This window comes from Ekhidna sp., from assembly GCF_965212185.1.
Lineage (GTDB): Bacteria > Bacteroidota > Bacteroidia > Cytophagales > Cyclobacteriaceae > Ekhidna.
Map to the genome: position 1 here is coordinate 3723842 of NZ_OZ243102.1, position 17785 is coordinate 3741626.

The following is a 17785-nucleotide window of genomic DNA, read 5'->3' on the forward strand; positions in this document are numbered from 1 at the left end:
AATGTGATAAGGATGCCAACTGTTGTTATAGCTAACCTACAAAGTAAAACTATTCATTGTGAGGATAAAAGGGAAAGTTTGCTGGATATTTTGCTTTCAGCCACTGACTGGATGCACGCATGCGGAAAGAAAGGAAGGTGTACAACCTGCAAGGCCAGAATTTTGTCCGGGAAGGAACATCTCTCTGAGAAAACAAGACCTGAACTTCAATATACTAAATTGAATAAATTGCGAGAAGATGAGCGTCTAACTTGTCAGACTCTAATATCTGGAGACGTAAAAGTTGCTGTTCCAAAAGAAACACAGTTGCCACATTTGAATTACTCGGAATAATGTTTGTAGAACCACAAATTGGAAAAGGGACTCTCCGCCGTGGAGGATGGATCGAAGTGGTCTGTGGATCGATGTTCTCTGGTAAAACTGAAGAGCTTATCAGGCGTTTAAATCGTGCCATGCTTGCCAATCAGCATGTGGAGATTTTCAAGCCTGCAGTAGATAAACGCTACGATAAAGTCAAAATAGTTTCTCATAAAGATTCTAGTATTCCTTCCACACCTGTCAACTTTGCAAATGACATTTTATTAAGGTCAGGTAATTGTGATGTCGTAGGTATTGATGAGGCTCAATTTTTTGATGATGAAATTGTCAGCGTTGCGGATCAGCTAGCCTATCAAGGAAAAAGAGTAATTGTTGCCGGTTTAGATATGGATTTTAAGGGACGACCGTTTAAACCAATGGATGCTCTAATGGCCATTGCAGAATTTATTACTAAGGTTCATGCAGTTTGTATGCAATGCGGTAATGTTGCATCTTATTCCCATAGACGTACTAAATCCAACAAAACAATAGTTTTAGGTGAAAAGGATATTTATGAAGCACTTTGCAGATCATGCTTCCAGGAGGCAATGGGTACTAAGTAGCTTATTCATCTGCCTGTTTTGTAGTCTATTCGCCCAAGATATTGCTATTGGAACTTGGAGGACTCATTTTAGCTATTTGGATGCTAAGTTTTTGACCATCACACCAGAAAAGATATTCTGTGCTAGCGAAAATGGTTTTTTTTCGAGGATTATCACCACAGGAGAAACCCGAAAACTCTCAAAAATTGATGGCTTATCTGATACGGGAATTTCAGCTTTGGCATATGATGAGTCTCAAAATGTCCTTGTTATTGGCTACAGATCAGGATTTATCGACTTTGTTTTTGAAGAAAAGATTCTGTCCATAGCAGATCTGGCGAATTCCAATTTAGATATTGATAAGACAATAAACGGCATTGCTTTTGGAGCAGACAGGACGTATCTGGCAACAGACATTGGCATCCTGGTCGTAAAAACATCAACTGCTGAGATCAAAGAAAATTTTGTGAATATCGGCGAGGGTGGAAAATCAGTGGTGGTACTTGAAATTGTCCTGGGTGATGATGAGCTATTTATAAGAACCAGTGAAGGCATTCAATCCGGTCAGTTAAATAAAAACCTTTTGGACTTTAGTAATTGGGAAAGATATCCTGGGAGTTCAGAGTATTCAAACCTTATCGCTGTGAGTGATGAGCTATTTGCTACTTTCCAAGCCAATCTACTACAATTTTCAACTGATTGGAATGATACCGGGATAGACCTCCCATTAACTGCGAATAAACTATTTGCTATAGAAGAATCATTGATAACAGCTGATATGAGTGGCAATATCTACCAATTAAATAATTCATCATTTGAAATAATAACTTCGTCAGAAGAAGGATCTATCAATGATATTACTAGCGATGGTTCTCTATTATATTTTGCCCATTCTGACAAAGGACTATTGGATCAAAATGGAAATATTTTATCACCAGATGGACCAGTTTCTGATACCTTCTCAAACTTCAAATTAATCGACAATGACCTTTATGGTTTCCACGCACCTTCTCCATTCTCTTATGATGGTTCTGTCAGGCATTTAGAATTCTCTGTTTTTAAGAATGGCTCATGGGAAAGTAAATCCATTGATGGATTTTACAATGTTTCCGATGTTGCCTCATTCAATGGAAACATCTACTTTTCTTCGATTGGAGCAGGTTTATATGATGAATCCGCTAGTGAAATCATGACAGATATCCCAAATAGTTCACCGGACCTTGACACTGTCATTTCCTCACTTGCAAGCGGTGAAAATTTATGGGTTTCAAGTTTTGAAAATGAAGACCCAATTCACCTTTTTTCTGAAGAGAATGAATGGAACTCATTCTCAAACGACCTCCTTTTTGATAACGAATTTTTAACAATTGACTTATCAGAGACTGGACTGGGGTGGCTTGGTTCTTCCTCTGGATTTATTACTGTTTTGGATCCACTGGATCAAAATGTAGAAGTACTTAATACCGCTGACGGATTGCCATCATCATTCATTGATATTGATATTGGGGTTGATGATAACGCCTGGGTTGCGACACCAAGAGGACCTGCAGTTTTTCCAGATGCCTCTTTTATCTTCTTCAACTCAGAAGCTATTAGGCCTACTTTTGAAAACAGGATTTTATTTGAAAATGAAGCAATAAATGCTGTGATGACTGATGGTGGAAACAGGATCTGGTTTGGTACCAACAATGGCATTTGGGTATATGACGAGAACACCTCTGAACAAATAGCGGTGTTCGATGAAAAGAACAGCCCACTGCCTTCTAACAGGATCATTCAACTAGCATATAATAGAAGAAATGGAGAAGTATTCATCTATACTGATGAGGGAATGGTTTCATTTAGAAGCTCATCTTCTATAGGATCAAGAAATCATCGAAGTGTCAATATTTTTCCTAATCCTGTTCGACCTGATTACCTGGGGCTGGTTGGACTAACAGGTCTGGCTAGAAATGCAAAAGTAAAAGTGACAGATATAAATGGGAATCTTGTGAAAGAACTTGATGCCAATGGAGGTACCGCCTCCTGGGATCTTCAGGACATGAGGGGAGGAACTATAAATACAGGAGTTTATCTTTTTTTCAGTGCTTCTTCAGATGGGGAAGAGACATACATTGGCAAAATAGCAGTGATCCGCTGATGGTGGTTAAGTCTAAAGGAATCGTTCTCGGGTACCTGAAATATGGTGATAATTCTATCATAGTCAGGATTTTCACGGAGGAGTATGGGTACGGATCCTACATTGTCAATTCCATTAGAAGTCAAAAATCCAAAAAGAGCATCGGTTACTTTCAGCCATTTTCAATTTTGGATTTGGTCATGTATGTCAAAGAAACACGTGATTTACAGCGTATTTCAGAATTCAAAAACAATTACCCATTACATCATCTGCATACGGACTCCTCAAAAAGTGCAGTTACCTTATTTCTGACGGAGGTGTTTTCAAAACTGCTACAGTCAGAGCAGTCCCCTAATCCCCAGCTCTTTAGTTTCACAGAAGAATCGATCAAGAAATTTGATTATCTGGAAGAAGGGGTTGCCAATTTTCATTTACAATTTTTATTGAAAGTTGGTCCTTATTTAGGCTATGCCGTGGATGAAATTGAGCATTTATTTAGTTCTACAGAACAGACAACACCATCTTCAGAAGAGTTTCATAGAATGGAGAGTTTGATGAAAGAAGATTATGGGACAAAGATTGAAATGAACAGAAACTCACGAAATGCTATTCTTGATGCTATTCTTAATTATTATCAGCACCATGCGCATATTCCAAAACCAAAGTCATTGGAGATTTTGAGGAGTATATTGAACTAGCTTTTTTTAAAAGACTTTAAATTTCCATTTATATCCACTAAGTAAATCAGCAATCATCCTGATATTCTTTATCATTTGTTTCAATTGAAGTTGTTTACTTCGTGGACATTTCATCTTGATTTCATTCTGAATTAAATTGTAGTTCTAATCTAAGAATCATGGCTGATATATTATATGAGGAGGTGCCATCGCTAGATCTTGCCGATTTTACTAATGGAACACCCGACCAAAAGAATGCATTTGTAAGCTCATTAGGAGAGGCATATACAAATATTGGATTCGTTTCAGTAAAAAATCATGGGCTTTCGGATGAGCTCACTAAAAATTTATATGCTGCTGTAGAAAAGTTCTTTCGTCTACCAGATGAGATAAAAAAGAAGTATGAAATCATTGAACTAGCTGGTCAACGAGGATATATAAGTAAGGGAAGAGAAAAGGCAAAAGGAAGAAATACAGGTGACCTTAAAGAATTTTTCCATGTTGGACAACCGGAGCAGAATCAGCGAGAAGACTATCCAGAAAACATTTGGCCTGAAGAAGTTCCTGAATTAGAGAAGCATACTACTGAAGCTTATCTAACATTGCTAAAAGCAGGTATGCAAATGCTACGAGCGATTGCTCTTTATTTAGAGCTCCCTGAGAATTATTTTGATGACAAGGTAAAAGAAGGAAATAGCATTCTTCGGCCAATCCACTATTTCCCAATAGAAGATCCTGATTCATTGCCACCTGATGCTGTGAGAGCGGCTGAGCACGGTGACATTAATTTAATTACACTACTTATGGGAGCAAGTGCAGATGGATTGCAGGTGTTAAGAAGAGATGGCAAGTGGATTCCAATTACAGCTCTTCCAGAACAAATTGTCGTGAACGTTGGAGACATGCTTGAGCGACATACCAATGGTAAATTAAAATCAACCATACATCGGGTAGTAAATCCACCTCGTGAATTGATGCATACCTCGCGTTTTTCTATTCCGTTTTTTATGCATCCTGTTTCAGAAATGGATCTTACTTGTCTCCAAAATTGCATAGATGATGAGCATCCCAAAGCTTTTGAAGATATAACTGCAGGAGAGTTTTTGGATGAGCGACTAAAAGAAATCGGGCTGAAGGCATAACAGATGTCGATCAGACGGGTTAGAAATATCATTTTTTTGAGAGATGTCTCTGCATTATCCTTAACAGCTTTTGGGGGTCCACAGGGTCATTTTGGCATGTATTTGGACTTATTGGTTGAAAAACGTGCGTATCTTTCAGAAGAGGATTTAATTGAACTATATGCTCTTTGTCAGGTATTACCCGGACCGACATCTACGCAAACAATAACTGCATTAGGTTACAAAATAGGTGGACCAACTCTTGCATACCTAACCTTGCTTGTATGGATGCTTCCAGCATTTTGCATCATGACCTCTTTGGCCATACTTGTCACCACCGCTCAGGACTTAAATATCTCACTGGACTTTCTCAGGTTTATTGAGCCTATTGCCGTAGGCATAGTTGCATATTCCTCCTATCGAATCGCCATTAAGGTGGTGAATACAAAGGTTGGTGTTGGATTAATGATTTTATCTGCTTTTGCCTCCTTTGTCTTTAAGTCTCCATATGCTTTTCCCATCTTGATACTTTTTGGGGGACTTGCCACCACATGGAGGTATAAGAGTCAACCAATCGAAGAAAAAGAGCGCATAAGCATCAAGTGGTCCAACTTAATCCTGTGGATATCGGTTCTCGTTGCTGCAGCAATCTTAGGGGGAGTCACACAATATCAGCCGATAAAGTTGTTCGAGAATTTTTACAGGAATGGCAGCTTAATATTTGGTGGTGGGCAGGTTTTGGTACCTCTCCTATATACCGAGTTTGTAGAGTTTAAGGAATACCTTACCTCTCAAGAATTTATATCCGGGTATGGTTTTGTTCAGGCGATTCCTGGACCCGTATTTTCTTTCAGTGCTTATGTTGGTGCGATGAGTGCGCGCGAATTTGGAATTGGCGGTCAAATATTAGGAGCAAGTGTGGCCGCTGCTGGGATATTCTTACCAGGAACTTTCCTTATATTCTTTATTATTCGATTTTGGGAACAATTAAAGAAATATCGAATTGTAAAAGCATCCCTTGAAGGGATCACTGCTGTCAGCGCCGGAATGGTAATTGCAGCCGCATTCCTATTATTCACCCCGATGGAGCAAAAGCCCATTAATTTCATTTTGCTATTTGGTACTATTGGAATGATGCACTTTACTAAAGTGCATACTCCAATCATCATTCTGGTTGGGCTTGTTTTCGGAATTATCTTATCATAAAAAAACCTCATTAGCATAGCTAATGAGGTTTTTCTAGGAGCAATGATTTTCTAATTCCCTCCTGCTGGTGGATCAACACCTAATTTTTTCAATACCAAGTTAGTCACGTTATCTTCTTCTCTTGCATATAAAAGAATGCTTTGTCCATTGGCAGTCATATTGAACACGTGCGTGTATCCATTTTCTTTTGAAACTTGTTCAATAGCAGTTCCAATTTTTTCGAATGCTGGTTGAAGCAACTGGTTTCTTTTATTCAGCATTGAGTTTTGTGCATTTTGCTCAAATTCCTGAATGGATGTTTGAAGGTTAACGATCTCGTTTTCCTTGTCTGCACGCACCACATCAGTATAGTTTGCTGCATTTTGCTGATAATCTGCCACTTTAGCCTGGTAATCAGCATATTTAGCTTCAAGTTGAGCAGATAACTGCTTATCATACTGAGATAATTCACTTTCGATTTGCTTTGCTTCAGGCAAAAGGCTCAAAACATACTCTACATTTGTATAGCCTATTTTTAACTGCGCCATTACTCCAAAACCGATCACAGCAAGGGCAGTACTTAGTAAGATTCTAGCTTTCATATCAAATTAACTTTATTCGTTTTTATAGTTTGGGCTTTCGCCCTTTATGGTTGTTAAGGTTCAATTATTATGCTTAATTGTTTCCGACACTTTGATTTTCTACCAATCCAAGTTCTTCTAGTACAAAATCGGTGTAATCATGGATGGGATCCGTGTAAATCATAACCAGGTCACCAGATTTATCAAATACAATTTGAAGCCTATTATTTTTCGCTACCCGCTCTACGGATTCAAAAACTTGATCCTGAACTGGTTTTACTAGCTCTTTCTTCTTTAGAAAATAGAGCCCATCAAATCCAAAAATGGATTGCTGATATTCTTTGACTTCTTTCCATTTTCTTTCAATCTCTACATTTCTCTCTTCCCACATCTCTTTTGTAAGAAGGACTTCCTCAGCCTTTAACTCCACTTCCATTGCTTCTACCTGCTGGTAAAGTTCCTGGATTTCTTTCTCCCAGCCTTTTGCTAATTTTTCAATCTCAGCCTGCGCTTCTTTATACTCAGGCATTTTTTCCAAAATATATTGAGTATCTACATACCCAAATTTCTGCGCAAATGTAATCCCAGTAAAAAACAGTCCAAATAGGAGTAATGATATCTTTTTCATAGCATTTGTGTTTTGCTCTCTCATTAGCGTATCTGTTGGCCAATGGAGAAGTGGAACTGTGGACCAGCATTTTGAAATGTGCCTGGAACTCTATCAAATCCGTATGCCCAGTCAATTCCCATTAATCCAAACGCTGGCATAAAGATTCTAAGGCCCACACCTGCAGATTTTTTCATGTTGTAAGGATTAAATTCGGCAAATCTATCTAGGTTATTTCCTCCCTCAACGAAGGTTAGAGCATAAATTGTAGCAGATTGAGCCAAGGAGATTGGATACCTGATTTCCATAACGTATTTGTTGAATAGCGTTCCTCCTTCGATATTGTTTTCTCTGTCAACAGGTGTAATTGAGTTATTTGGATAACCCCTTAGACCAACTACATCAGTTCCTAATAGGAAGTTTTGTCCAGTCAAACCATCACCCCCAAGTTGGAATCTCTCAAACGGTCCTACATCAGTTGTACTTGAGTAAGCTCCAATGTAACCAAAGTGAGCCCTTGCGGCCAGAACAAGTTTTCCTGCCAAGGTGAGGTAGTATTTGGAGTCAAAATTCCATTTATGATATTCCAACCACTTATATCGTTCTTCAGGTGGAGCATTTTCATAATCTAAATCACGCCAAAGTGAGAATGGTGGGGTGAATGAAGTGCTTAACGATATACTTGATCCATTTCTTGGATACATTGGCTGACTCACAGAGTTTCTGCCAATTGAGGCATTGAAAGTTATACTATTTGCTTCGCCAGTCTGAAAACCTAATGATCTACTGTTAAACTGGAACAAATCATATCTCTGATACGATACCCCAGTACTTACGGTGAAAAAGTCATCTGGCCATTTAACTCTCCGTCCTAAAGAAGCTGAAATTCCAGTTACTTTAAGCCATCCTAAAGTTTCATTAGTGAATCTATTGATGGATCGCTGGATAGACTTACTATAACTCAAGCCGAATGAGTTAGGTTTTCTTCCTCCTAGCCAAGGTTCTACGAAACTGAAAGAATAACTCTGGAACGTTCTTCCATTCGCTTGAAATCTAACTGACAAACTTTGTCCATCTCCTACTGGTAGTCCCCTCCAATGTTCTGGTTTGGTAATATTTCTAACAGAGAAGTTATTGAATGAAACTCCAAAAGTTCCGACGAATCCAAAGGCTCCACCCCATCCACCGGAAAGCTCGATTTGGTCATTGGATCTTTCAACCAACTGCCATTCAATATCTGCAGTTTCAGCCACTGGGTTTGGCACAACATTAGGATTGACCTGCTCTGGATCAAAATATCCAAGCTGGGATAGTTCTCGTTGAGTTCTAATCAAATCAGCTCTACTAAACTTATCTCCTGGTCTAGTTCTAAGCTCCCTAAGGATTACATGATCATTCGTTTTGTCATTACCACTAATCAATACTTTGTCAATAGTAGCCTGGGCTCCCTCATAGATTCGCATTTCAAGGTTTATAGAATCTTGAGTTACACCTACTTCTACGGGATTAATGCTAAAAAAGAGATATCCATCATCCATGTAAAGTGAACTTATATCCGGGCCATTTGGATTAAAGTTCAATTTCTGATTGACAAGGTCCAGATCATAAATATCTCCTTTTTCAATGCCAAGGATACGCTGTAGTTGATCGTCAGTATAAATGTAGTTTCCAGTCCATGAAATATCTCTGAAGTAATATTTGTTCCCTTCATCAACAGTAATGTTGACGTTCATATACTTATTGGAGATATCATAAATAGTGTCAGACACAATTTCAGCATCTCGGTAACCTTTGGAATTATAAAAACCAATTAGAAGATCTTTGTCAGCTTCATAATCTTCTTTAAGATATTTTGCGGCTTTGAAAAAATTCAAATTTACGTGAGTGGCCATGTATTCTCTCACTTCCTCTTTGGATACTTTATTAGAATTTTTCACAAAGTGGATCAGGTTTGGGGGCCAAATGAGCTTTGTGGTTGTCTTAATCAATTCAGTAGGTAGTGAGAACTTTGGTACCATTCCCGTTTTCTTCAACTTAGATCTCAGTTTAGCTGAAGTGAATTCTTCGTTTCCATCAAATTTTACATTTCTAATTTTAACCTTTTGACCTTGATCAATAACAACTTTTAAAAATGCGCTATTTCGTAGTATCGTGTCATTTTGCTGGAATACTTCAATTTTAGCATTCAAGAAACCTTTATTTTCCATGTATTTTTGAACTGCCAGCTCGGTGTTTTTAATCACCACATCGGTAAGCACCTTCCCTCGTATAAGCCCAATTTTTTCTTCTATTTCTCCTTGTTTGGTCTTACTAACACCTTCTATTATGTATTTGGTTAATCGAGGGCGCTCTGTAAGTTCAATTACAAGCCAAATTTTGTCTCCTTCAACTTTAGAAGCGAATATGGATACGTTTCCTATGATACCTTGATTCCATAGTTTTTTAATTGCAGTGGTTATTTCATCTCCTGGTACTTTTATCTTATCTCCAACTCTAAGTCCAGATAGGGAAATAAGTGCATTATTATCCAAAAACTGTACTCCTCTTACTTCAATGTCTGCAATTTCATATTCTCGAGGGCTAGAATAGTTAATTGACACGCCACCTCCCTGATCATTCTGATTCCTCCCAAAGACAACTTGTGAGTTTGCTTCTTCCATGGCAAAAATTGCCAATACTATAATTAATGCTTTCTTCATGCTTTCACTTGATCACTGGTCTTTCCAAATCTTCTTTCTCTTCTTTGATAGGAGACAATTGCCTCATGTAAATCTCTTTTTCTAAAATCAGGCCAAAGTACATCAGTAAAGTGTAATTCGGAATAAGCTAATTGCCACAATAAAAAATTACTTATCCTCATTTCTCCACTCGTTCTTATTAACAAATCAGGGTCCGGAATCCCCTTAGTAGATAGATGCATATCAACGTCCGAAGGTTCGATGGCAGTCAGCCCTTTTTCAATCATTGAATTTATAGCTTGAACCAAATCCCATTTACCACTATAGTTTAATGCAAGCACTAACTCCATCCCTGTATTTTCACCTGTCCTAGTTATCGCATCTTCAAGTCGACCCTGAGCTTTAGTTGGTAGCATGGATATATCTCCAATAGCTGCCAGCTTAATGTTGTTTTTTTGAAGTGTAGGCAATTCATCTTTGATAGTATTCACCAATAATGTCATTAAACCCTCCACTTCATATTTCGGCCGATCCCAATTCTCGGTTGAAAAAGCATATAATGTTAGATGATCTACCCCCAACTCTGCACATCCTTCCGTCGTGTCTCTCACAGCTTCAATTGCATTTTGATGACCGAATAATCGCTTCACACCCTGTTTTTGAGCCCATCTTCCATTTCCATCCATAATCACAGCAATGTGCTTAGGGATGTTCTCGCTTGATATTTGATTTCTCAGTTCCTCCAACTCCTTTTTCAAAAAGGCTACAAAAATGGGCTTTTTTTTACTTAAAGGGAATGGTAACCAATGATTTAACTTCTATTAACGGGAAAGAATTGATTGGTTGGGTCTATAAGGAAATGGACAAGGCACATTAAACAGTATTATGCTAAAGGTTACCCCCGTGAAAAAATACCAATCATCATCTTTTGGATTACCATATTGGTAGTCTTTAATTCTTTGGTCATTATCTGAAACCCCATCCAGGTAGTCAAAGAAAGTTTTTCTTGCTCCAGCTTCAATTGCAATGGTATATTTTTTTTGAATGAGATGTTTAAATCCTACTCCTATAGGCAAAATTGGTTGAATCTTCCCTACACCTTCGCTGGCAGGCGCATCACTAAAATTGATAAAACCAATACCTCCAAAAATGTATGGTGAATATTTTATTCTGGCATTTTCTGTCTTGAAATCAAGGAAATGGTATTCAAACACAGATGAGATTTCCAATACTGTGGAACTAAAAGAATGACCTCTTTGTGTTGCAAAAGCATCAATTGGGGTTTCCGAACCTCGAACTTTGCCTAGTGTAAGTCCTAACCTTAGTGTGACAATTTCAGAAAAATTCATGCGGTAGAAACCCGTTCCAGCTAAGGAACTTGTGCTGAAACTGAACCCTCTAACCAAATCACCAGAGTAATTCATGGTCCCGATTCCACCTCCAAACTCCATAAATTGTGAGAATGAAGTAAGACTTGATAGCACCAATAAAAAAAGTAATGCTTTTCGCAATGTTTATCTGTATTTAGCTCTTCTGCGTGTAGTACCACCCAGTAAGTAACTCAATTTGATTTGAGTCATGAAGAACATATCATCATTATCAGGATTCCCTCGTCTGGTTCCGTCTATTCCTGAACCAACGTTCCCTTCAATGTAGTAATTGTGCTCCCCAGAATTATTTATTATTCTTAATGTAGATAAGTCCCTTGCTTCACCTTTTGAGCTTACTGGAACAGCTGCTCGATCAGACATAATTCTTGTTAATGGATCACTAAATTGATCAAGCCCTACATAGTTAGTACTCACATCATCCAGATAATCTGTAAATGCATATCTGATTCCAAATTCAATACCTGCAGTAAATTCAGTTCCAGGCAATCTCATTTGAGCTCCAAGTGAAACGGGAATTGCAAATGCTATTGACTTGTAGGGTTCTACAACTCCAAGATTTTGACCCTCCGTGCCCAATGGTCTTAGTTTCACCCATTCTCCAGCTTGCGGTGCAGCAGTGGTCGCATTTACACCCTCACTTTGATAATCGAAATCAGGGACTTTTCCCATTGGTTCATGATGAAATACTGATGCTCCTAAAGATAGATACGCATTTATTGGTAGCCTTTGATTAGGGCCACCATAGTTAGGTATTAAAAATATTTGTGCAGAAATTCTAAATTCCTTTACGTCATTTCGAAAGCTAAGATTACGAGCATACCTTGGAAATCCCTCTTCGGTTCCGGGATCTGAAGCAAAATCATCCCCAAATAAGCGTACCCAGTTTAATTCAGCTGTAACTGCCAATGAGTGATGAAATTTATATCCTGCCAAAAAACCAAAGCCTGGTCGCGTAAAAGAGATATCTGTACTAGCAGCTTTATTAACTGGAGCTAGATCACCAAAATAGTTTCCAGCGTTTATCTGAGCACCAACAAACAAATATGGTTCAAACCTACCATATCCTCTGGATCCTCCTTTATAGTGTGATACTTTTCGATTGGTCTGTCTTCGTTTCTTGTATTTATTTTTCCGTTGAGCCTCGGCATTGTCTGCCAAACCAAACATGAGAACAGAAAGAAGGATTACCAAAAAACTTTTGAGTTTCATAATTCACTCTTTATAACACAAAAATACAGGTAAGATTTTACTCATCTTACCATAAATAGGATAAAATTGCCAGGTACCAAAACTTAAAACTATGCAATCCAAAGCCTTTTTCATCTAAATAAAACGATCATTCGACAAAAAATGCGTGAAAATATATTCCTTTAATTCCTTTTATCAAACCCCCAGCCCAGCTTGTTTCGTATTGTATCAGGAAAATTAATGCCCTCTATCTTAATCAATTTGGCTCTAAAAGGAGCTTTTTTCACGACAATATTCACATCACTCTCTATCGTTTCTGATCGAGAATCCAGTGAGATAAGAAAGCTTCTATTTCTTGACTCAATTTCAAATCTTAGTTCCGAATCATCCGAAACAATAAGTGGCCTAACATTTAAGTTGTGCGGGCTAACAGGGGTAATAACAAAATCCTTTGAATCCGGCATCATCAAAGGTCCACCACAGCTCAGCGAATAACCAGTAGACCCAGTTGGTGTAGAAACCATCAATCCGTCAGCCCAATAGGTATTAAGGTATTGGTTATTGATGTAACACTTAACCATGATCATGGCAGATGTATCTTTCCTTAAAATCGCACACTCATTAAGTGCATAAGTCTTACCATTAAATAAATCAAGGTTTGTTTCAAGCGAAATCAATGCTCTGCTTTCCACTTCAAAATTTCCCTTAAAGAATAGATACAGGGATTCTTTAATATACTCTTTAGCAATCGAGGCTAAGAATCCAAGCCTTCCCATATTGATTCCTAGAATTGGCACCTCCGTTTTACCAACCCACAAAAGGGTTTCAAGAAAAGTACCATCCCCTCCCAGACTGAATACAGCATGGAAATCAGTTGTGATCTCATCGATTACATTTTTGCAATCTTCAATTTGTCCATTCCTGCTTTTAAAAAGAGTTGTAACCCAAATTTCAACTCCTTCCTTGTTAAGACGATCAATGATTTGGCTAAGGTATTTCTCAGAATTTGGCTCCAATGTAAGTCCATGAAGAGCTATTTTCTTGACTTCACTCATGGATCTAAAAATTTCATTAAGAGGCCAAATCTATCCTTTTCATCGAATGAGTTATCTTCTGTATTGAACGAAGAGGTGACTTTATATCCACTTTTGGTTAGTCCGGTGGCAATTTGATTTACATCCTGGTGGTTAATTCTTAATACAATCTCAATAAGAGAGGGATCATCCAGATCCGGTTTTACATTCGCTCCAAGAATTGTAGAGCCATTCATCTCAACTACACGTGAAATCTCTGACAAGGAATAATCATTCAAGCTTGACTGAATAGTAACGATTGCACCAGCAGAATTCACAATTGCGGTTTTCGCAAACTCTCGAAGTATGTCAGAAATCAATACAACCCCCTTAAACTTGTCATCATTTAAAACGGCCACCATATCCATGTGATGATCACTTTGGATTTTGAGAATGTCATAGTAGTGACTTGATGCAGATACAATACATGATTGGCCCACTAAAGGATAACCTCCCACTTCTGAATTCAATATTTCTGCATCATATAGGAGATCCTCAGAGATAAACCCCAATAGTTTTTCGTTATCAACTACCGGTAATTCCTTTACTCTAAACTCATCCATCCATTGTTTGGCACGGGCAATATCATCGCTCGGTTTGAGTGGAGGAACCATATAATTTATAAGCTGTACAGCAATCATATTATTTGATTGTCATCATTTTAAGTTCTAAATGTATCCTTTCCCGTAGATAGGTTGTCCAGAGAATCAATTAAATCTTTAATGAAAGGCAAAACCTGACTTAACCAATTAAATAGGGTTGGCCCTATATCTACAATATACGGAAAAACGACAGCATCATCCGCATATCTACCTTCAATATCAAACCCAACCGATTCAAAAAGCCAAAAAACTATGCTTATAACAAAAGCCCATTTTATCGCTCCAGCAAAAGCACCAACAAGATTATCCAACGATCCAAAAATGGTCATATCAATCATACTCTTAAGTGCTTTAGCTCCTGCTTTAATTGCAAGGCTAAGTAGCAGGAATAATCCAATGAATACCAAAATGGCAGTAATCTCAAAATAGCTAGTTCCGCCAAACAGCCACTTTGAGACGGGTATAGTTAACTCTAAGGCTAAAAAAAGACCTATAAAAAATGCAGCAAATGATAAAATTTCGACAATAAAACCTCGGCTATAGCCTTTAAAAGCACCTAGTCCGATAAGTACTAAAATAATGATGTCTATTGTTTCCAAATTAGCTTAAGAGTTTTTTAGCTAATGTAGAAATAAGTTTACCATCTGCCTTTCCAGCTAATTTTTTAGTAGCTGCACCCATTACCTTGCCCATATCCTGAGGTCCACTTGCTCCTACTTCATCGATTATCTTCTTTACTTCTTCCTCAACTTCTTGCTCCGACAGTTGTTTTGGAAGGAAACTTTCAATTACTGTCAATTCTGATTTTTCTGTAGCTGCCAAGTCGTCTCTTCCTTGTTTTTCGAATACTTCAATGGAATCTTTTCGTTGCTTAGCCGCCTTAGTAAGTAGCTTCATTTCAGTGTCTTCAGACAGCTCTCCGCCACCACCTTTTTCGGTTTCAGCTAGTAAAATTTGAGATTTAATAGCTCTTAATGCTCTTAAGCGATCTTTGTCTTTATTCAACATCGCTTGTTTTATTTCCGATTCTATAGTCAGTTTTAAACTCATAATTTCATTGTTTTTAAATGAACAACTTTGCGAAGAAAAACATTCTTTAGTTATGACCCAACTAAGTGTAAACATCAACAAGTTTGCTACCCTTCGCAATGCCAGGGGTGGTGATAACCCGAATTTAGTTCAGGTAGCAAAAGACTGTGAACGTTTTGGTGCTCAGGGCATTACTGTTCACCCTCGTCCGGACGAGCGTCACATTACGAAAAAGGATGTTTATGACCTTAAAGAGGTAGTGACAACAGAATTCAACATTGAAGGGTATCCGGATGATCGATTCATGAAAATTATTGAAGACATTAGACCAGCTCAAGCCACATTGGTTCCGGACCCTCCGGATGTTTTGACTTCCAATGCTGGTTGGGATACCATTAAAAATGAAAAGAAGCTAACAGACATTATCGGTCAAATCAAAAGTTGGGGAGTGCGAACCTCCATATTTATTGAGCCAGAAAATAAACTGATGGATGGTGCCAGGAAGTGTGGAACAGATAGAGTTGAATTGTATACAGAAATGTATGCTTCGGCTTACAATGCAGACAAGCTACAAGCCATTTCAGATTATGTGAGATCATCTCAACATGCTCATGAAATTGGATTAGGCTTAAATGCAGGTCATGATCTTGATTTGAAAAATCTAAACTATTTAAAACAACAAATTCCGTATCTTGAAGAAGTTTCAATTGGGCATGCGCTGGTTTGTAATGCACTCTATTTTGGACTTGAAAATACAATTCAGATGTATTTACGTGAGTTGAATAATTAAATTGCTAAACATTTTAGTAAAATGACTATTTTTGATTGATGGAAATTTCGAGCTTGATTTTTTTGGTTGTTGGTTTGGCAATTGGATTGCCAATGGGTTGGTTGTTGTACAGAGTGAGAAGCAATCAAAATGTTCCTGAAAGTGACGAATTGAAGATCCAATTGAAGCTAGAGGTTGAGCGATCCAAAAAGCTAGGAGGTGAGCTGCAACTACTTAATGACGAGCTAAGAAAAGAACGTGAGGAGATCATTCACCTCAATAGTCAGAATAGTACCTTAAAAGCAAATTATCAAAATTTACAAACCAGGCTAGAGGAACAAAAAGGAGAGCTTGGACAGCTTCAAGAAAAATTCGCCACTGAATTTAAGAATTTGGCGAACGAAATCTTTGAGGAGAAGAGCAAGAAGTTTACCGATCAAAACAAGACCAACCTTCATGAACTACTGAATCCACTAGGTCAGAAATTGACTGAATTCGAAAAGAAAGTGGAGCAAACTAATAAGGAGAGTCTTGAAAGAAGTACTGCTTTAAGGGAACAGATCATTGGCTTGCGTGAATTGAATGACCGCATGACAAAAGAAGCAGAAAACCTGACCAAAGCACTTAAAGGTGATGTAAAAATGCAGGGTAACTGGGGAGAAGTGATTTTGGAACGTATCCTTGAAAAATCCGGACTTGAGAAAGATAGAGAATACCACATTCAGGAAACTTTGCATTCAGAAGCTGGCAGAAGATTGCGTCCAGATGTAATCATTAAACTTCCTGACAATAAGAACCTTGTCATTGATGCTAAAATGTCACTCATCGCCTATGAGAAATTCATGAATGAAGATGATGAGGTAAAAAAAGAGCAACATTTGAAAGATCACATTTTATCCGTTAAAGCACATGTCAAAGGATTGGCCGAGAAGAACTATCACCAGTTATTTGATGGTGGTTCATTGGATTATGTACTCATGTTCGTTCCTATAGAATCTGCTTTTTCATTGGTTGTTCAACATGGAGGTGAACTCTATAATGATGCACATGAAAAAAGTATCATTATTGTGAGTCCGGCTACACTGGTTGCTACTCTCCGTACTGTTTCCAGCATTTGGAAACATGAATATCAGAACAGAAATGCATTAGAAATTGCACGACAAGGTGGTGCTCTGTATGATAAGTTTAAAGCATTTGTAGATGACTTAATAGAGGTCGGGAAATCCTTAGATAAATCTAAGCATCAATATGGCCAAGCCATGAACAAACTTGTGGAAGGCAAAGACAATCTTATTCGTAAAACTGAACGCTTGAAAGAGCTTGGCTCCAAAACATCCAAATCCATGGATGAAAAACTGCTATATCGTGCAGGAGCTAAAGATGAAGATGACGATCCAAAATTGTTTTAACAGTACTTTTGAATTTTTAAAGACAAAAGGATGGAACTGACTGCAGACAATAAACTGAAAAACATAGTTGTCGTAGGTGACAGGGTGCTTATTAAACCAGTAAAGGAAACCCAAAAAACTGATAGTGGAATTTACCTGCCTCCAGGAGTACAGGAGAAGGAGAAGGTGCAATCCGGATATATTGTTAAAGCAGGACCAGGATATCCAATTCCCCATTCAGCGGAAGATGAAGATTGGAAACCTGAGGATGAGAAAATCAAATACATACCACTTCAAGCAAAAGAAGGTGACTTAGCACTATTCTTACAAAAAGGGGCATTTGAAATTCAATACAATAAGGAAAAGTATTATATCGTTCCGCAATCTTCTATTTTGATGTTGGAGCGTGAGGAAGATCTTTTTGATTAAAAATTGTATTTTTCCCTTTTTTTCTTAAATAATGTTCTGTTAATTCTTA

At 37.9% G+C, this 17785-nt stretch carries 19 protein-coding genes; 9 read left to right on the forward strand and 10 right to left on the reverse strand.

Annotated features, from left to right (window positions below):
• Positions 1-12: 12 nt before the first annotated feature.
• The 6 genes from ACOMC3_RS16290 to chrA all read left to right on the forward strand — a co-directional run bounded on the left by ACOMC3_RS16290 (position 13) and on the right by chrA (position 6022).
• The gene (locus tag ACOMC3_RS16290) at positions 13-333 is read left to right on the forward strand and encodes a 2Fe-2S iron-sulfur cluster-binding protein (protein ID WP_420316947.1); all 321 of its coding nucleotides are present in this window, start codon (positions 13-15) and stop codon (positions 331-333) included.
• Positions 333-920, forward strand: coding sequence for a thymidine kinase (locus ACOMC3_RS16295; protein ID WP_420316948.1), 588 nt, complete (start codon positions 333-335; stop codon positions 918-920). The genes ACOMC3_RS16290 and ACOMC3_RS16295 overlap by 1 nt, the downstream gene beginning before the upstream one ends.
• Positions 871-3039, forward strand: a complete 2169-nt coding sequence (locus ACOMC3_RS16300; protein WP_420316949.1) for a hypothetical protein — start codon at positions 871-873, stop codon at positions 3037-3039. Before ACOMC3_RS16295 ends, ACOMC3_RS16300 begins: the two co-directional genes overlap by 50 nt.
• Positions 3039-3716 carry a DNA repair protein RecO gene (recO, locus tag ACOMC3_RS16305; RefSeq protein WP_420316950.1) on the forward strand — a complete coding sequence of 226 codons (678 nt, stop codon included), beginning with the start codon at positions 3039-3041 and terminating at the stop codon, positions 3714-3716. Before ACOMC3_RS16300 ends, recO begins: the two co-directional genes overlap by 1 nt.
• A 158-nt stretch (positions 3717-3874) precedes the next feature.
• Entirely contained in the window at positions 3875-4837 is a 963-nt protein-coding gene (locus ACOMC3_RS16310) for an isopenicillin N synthase family dioxygenase (RefSeq protein ID WP_420316951.1), read from the forward strand.
• A 3-nt stretch (positions 4838-4840) separates the two neighbouring features.
• On the forward strand, positions 4841-6022 hold the full coding sequence (gene chrA, locus ACOMC3_RS16315) for a chromate efflux transporter (RefSeq protein ID WP_420316952.1): 1182 nt from the start codon (positions 4841-4843) through the stop codon (positions 6020-6022).
• 50 nt (positions 6023-6072) lie between these two features.
• Here chrA and ACOMC3_RS16320 read toward each other — a convergent pair whose 3' ends face one another.
• From ACOMC3_RS16320 to ACOMC3_RS16365, 10 genes are all read right to left on the reverse strand, one after another.
• Positions 6073-6603, reverse strand: coding sequence for an OmpH family outer membrane protein (locus tag ACOMC3_RS16320; RefSeq protein ID WP_420316953.1), 531 nt, complete (start codon positions 6601-6603; stop codon positions 6073-6075).
• Positions 6604-6676: 73 nt separating this feature from the next.
• Positions 6677-7210 carry an OmpH family outer membrane protein gene (locus ACOMC3_RS16325; protein WP_420316954.1) on the reverse strand — a complete coding sequence of 178 codons (534 nt, stop codon included), beginning with the start codon at positions 7208-7210 and terminating at the stop codon, positions 6677-6679.
• Between the two features lie 23 nt (positions 7211-7233).
• Positions 7234-9888: a BamA/OMP85 family outer membrane protein gene (locus tag ACOMC3_RS16330; protein WP_420316955.1), complete on the reverse strand. Its 2655-nt coding sequence runs from the start codon at positions 9886-9888 to the stop codon at positions 7234-7236.
• A complete protein-coding gene (locus ACOMC3_RS16335) occupies positions 9885-10604 on the reverse strand; it encodes an isoprenyl transferase (RefSeq protein WP_420319324.1) in 720 nt (239 codons plus the stop codon). Before ACOMC3_RS16335 ends, ACOMC3_RS16330 begins: the two co-directional genes overlap by 4 nt.
• An 84-nt stretch (positions 10605-10688) precedes the next feature.
• The gene (locus tag ACOMC3_RS16340) at positions 10689-11378 is read right to left on the reverse strand and encodes a DUF6089 family protein (protein ID WP_420316956.1); all 690 of its coding nucleotides are present in this window, start codon (positions 11376-11378) and stop codon (positions 10689-10691) included.
• Positions 11379-11381: 3 nt separating this feature from the next.
• Positions 11382-12467, reverse strand: a complete 1086-nt coding sequence (locus ACOMC3_RS16345; RefSeq protein WP_420316957.1) for a hypothetical protein — start codon at positions 12465-12467, stop codon at positions 11382-11384.
• Positions 12468-12628: 161 nt separating this feature from the next.
• Entirely contained in the window at positions 12629-13501 is an 873-nt protein-coding gene (locus tag ACOMC3_RS16350) for an NAD kinase (protein WP_420316958.1), read from the reverse strand.
• Positions 13498-14160 (reverse strand): cbs domain containing protein, encoded by a 663-nt coding sequence (locus tag ACOMC3_RS16355; RefSeq protein ID WP_420316959.1) that lies wholly within the window; start codon positions 14158-14160, stop codon positions 13498-13500. The genes ACOMC3_RS16350 and ACOMC3_RS16355 overlap by 4 nt, the downstream gene beginning before the upstream one ends.
• A gap of 20 nt (positions 14161-14180) precedes the next feature.
• Positions 14181-14720, reverse strand: a complete 540-nt coding sequence (locus ACOMC3_RS16360; protein ID WP_420316960.1) for a CvpA family protein — start codon at positions 14718-14720, stop codon at positions 14181-14183.
• A gap of 1 nt (position 14721) precedes the next feature.
• Complete coding sequence (locus ACOMC3_RS16365) at positions 14722-15171, reverse strand: GatB/YqeY domain-containing protein (RefSeq protein ID WP_420316961.1); 450 nt, start codon at positions 15169-15171, stop codon at positions 14722-14724.
• A gap of 52 nt (positions 15172-15223) precedes the next feature.
• On the opposite strand from ACOMC3_RS16365, the gene ACOMC3_RS16370 reads away from it, so the two are divergent.
• Genes ACOMC3_RS16370 through ACOMC3_RS16380 form a run of 3 tightly spaced genes read left to right on the forward strand, consistent with a single transcriptional unit; the run spans position 15224 to position 17736 of the window.
• Positions 15224-15940 carry a pyridoxine 5'-phosphate synthase gene (locus ACOMC3_RS16370; RefSeq protein ID WP_420316962.1) on the forward strand — a complete coding sequence of 239 codons (717 nt, stop codon included), beginning with the start codon at positions 15224-15226 and terminating at the stop codon, positions 15938-15940.
• Positions 15941-15978: 38 nt separating this feature from the next.
• Complete coding sequence (gene rmuC / locus ACOMC3_RS16375; protein WP_420316963.1) at positions 15979-17328, forward strand: DNA recombination protein RmuC; 1350 nt, start codon at positions 15979-15981, stop codon at positions 17326-17328.
• 30 nt (positions 17329-17358) lie between these two features.
• Positions 17359-17736 carry a co-chaperone GroES gene (locus ACOMC3_RS16380; RefSeq protein WP_420316964.1) on the forward strand — a complete coding sequence of 126 codons (378 nt, stop codon included), beginning with the start codon at positions 17359-17361 and terminating at the stop codon, positions 17734-17736.
• Positions 17737-17785: the final 49 nt, after the last annotated feature.

Excerpts from the sequence above, each read along its gene's own strand:
- ACOMC3_RS16290 (WP_420316947.1), top strand. The coding sequence starts at position 13 with ATGCCAACTGTTGTTATAGCTAACCTACAAAGTAAAACTATTCATTGT.
- ACOMC3_RS16295 (WP_420316948.1), top strand. The coding sequence starts at position 333 with ATGTTTGTAGAACCACAAATTGGAAAAGGGACTCTCCGCCGTGGAGGA.
- ACOMC3_RS16300 (WP_420316949.1), top strand. The coding sequence starts at position 871 with ATGAAGCACTTTGCAGATCATGCTTCCAGGAGGCAATGGGTACTAAGT.
- recO (WP_420316950.1), top strand. The coding sequence starts at position 3,039 with ATGGTGGTTAAGTCTAAAGGAATCGTTCTCGGGTACCTGAAATATGGT.
- ACOMC3_RS16310 (WP_420316951.1), top strand. The coding sequence starts at position 3,875 with ATGGCTGATATATTATATGAGGAGGTGCCATCGCTAGATCTTGCCGAT.
- chrA (WP_420316952.1), top strand. The coding sequence starts at position 4,841 with ATGTCGATCAGACGGGTTAGAAATATCATTTTTTTGAGAGATGTCTCT.
- ACOMC3_RS16320 (WP_420316953.1), bottom strand. The coding sequence starts at position 6,603 with ATGAAAGCTAGAATCTTACTAAGTACTGCCCTTGCTGTGATCGGTTTT.
- ACOMC3_RS16325 (WP_420316954.1), bottom strand. The coding sequence starts at position 7,210 with ATGAAAAAGATATCATTACTCCTATTTGGACTGTTTTTTACTGGGATT.
- ACOMC3_RS16330 (WP_420316955.1), bottom strand. The coding sequence starts at position 9,888 with ATGAAGAAAGCATTAATTATAGTATTGGCAATTTTTGCCATGGAAGAA.
- ACOMC3_RS16345 (WP_420316957.1), bottom strand. The coding sequence starts at position 12,467 with ATGAAACTCAAAAGTTTTTTGGTAATCCTTCTTTCTGTTCTCATGTTT.
- ACOMC3_RS16350 (WP_420316958.1), bottom strand. The coding sequence starts at position 13,501 with ATGAGTGAAGTCAAGAAAATAGCTCTTCATGGACTTACATTGGAGCCA.
- ACOMC3_RS16355 (WP_420316959.1), bottom strand. The coding sequence starts at position 14,160 with ATGATTGCTGTACAGCTTATAAATTATATGGTTCCTCCACTCAAACCG.
- ACOMC3_RS16365 (WP_420316961.1), bottom strand. The coding sequence starts at position 15,171 with ATGAGTTTAAAACTGACTATAGAATCGGAAATAAAACAAGCGATGTTG.
- ACOMC3_RS16370 (WP_420316962.1), top strand. The coding sequence starts at position 15,224 with ATGACCCAACTAAGTGTAAACATCAACAAGTTTGCTACCCTTCGCAAT.
- rmuC (WP_420316963.1), top strand. The coding sequence starts at position 15,979 with ATGGAAATTTCGAGCTTGATTTTTTTGGTTGTTGGTTTGGCAATTGGA.
- ACOMC3_RS16380 (WP_420316964.1), top strand. The coding sequence starts at position 17,359 with ATGGAACTGACTGCAGACAATAAACTGAAAAACATAGTTGTCGTAGGT.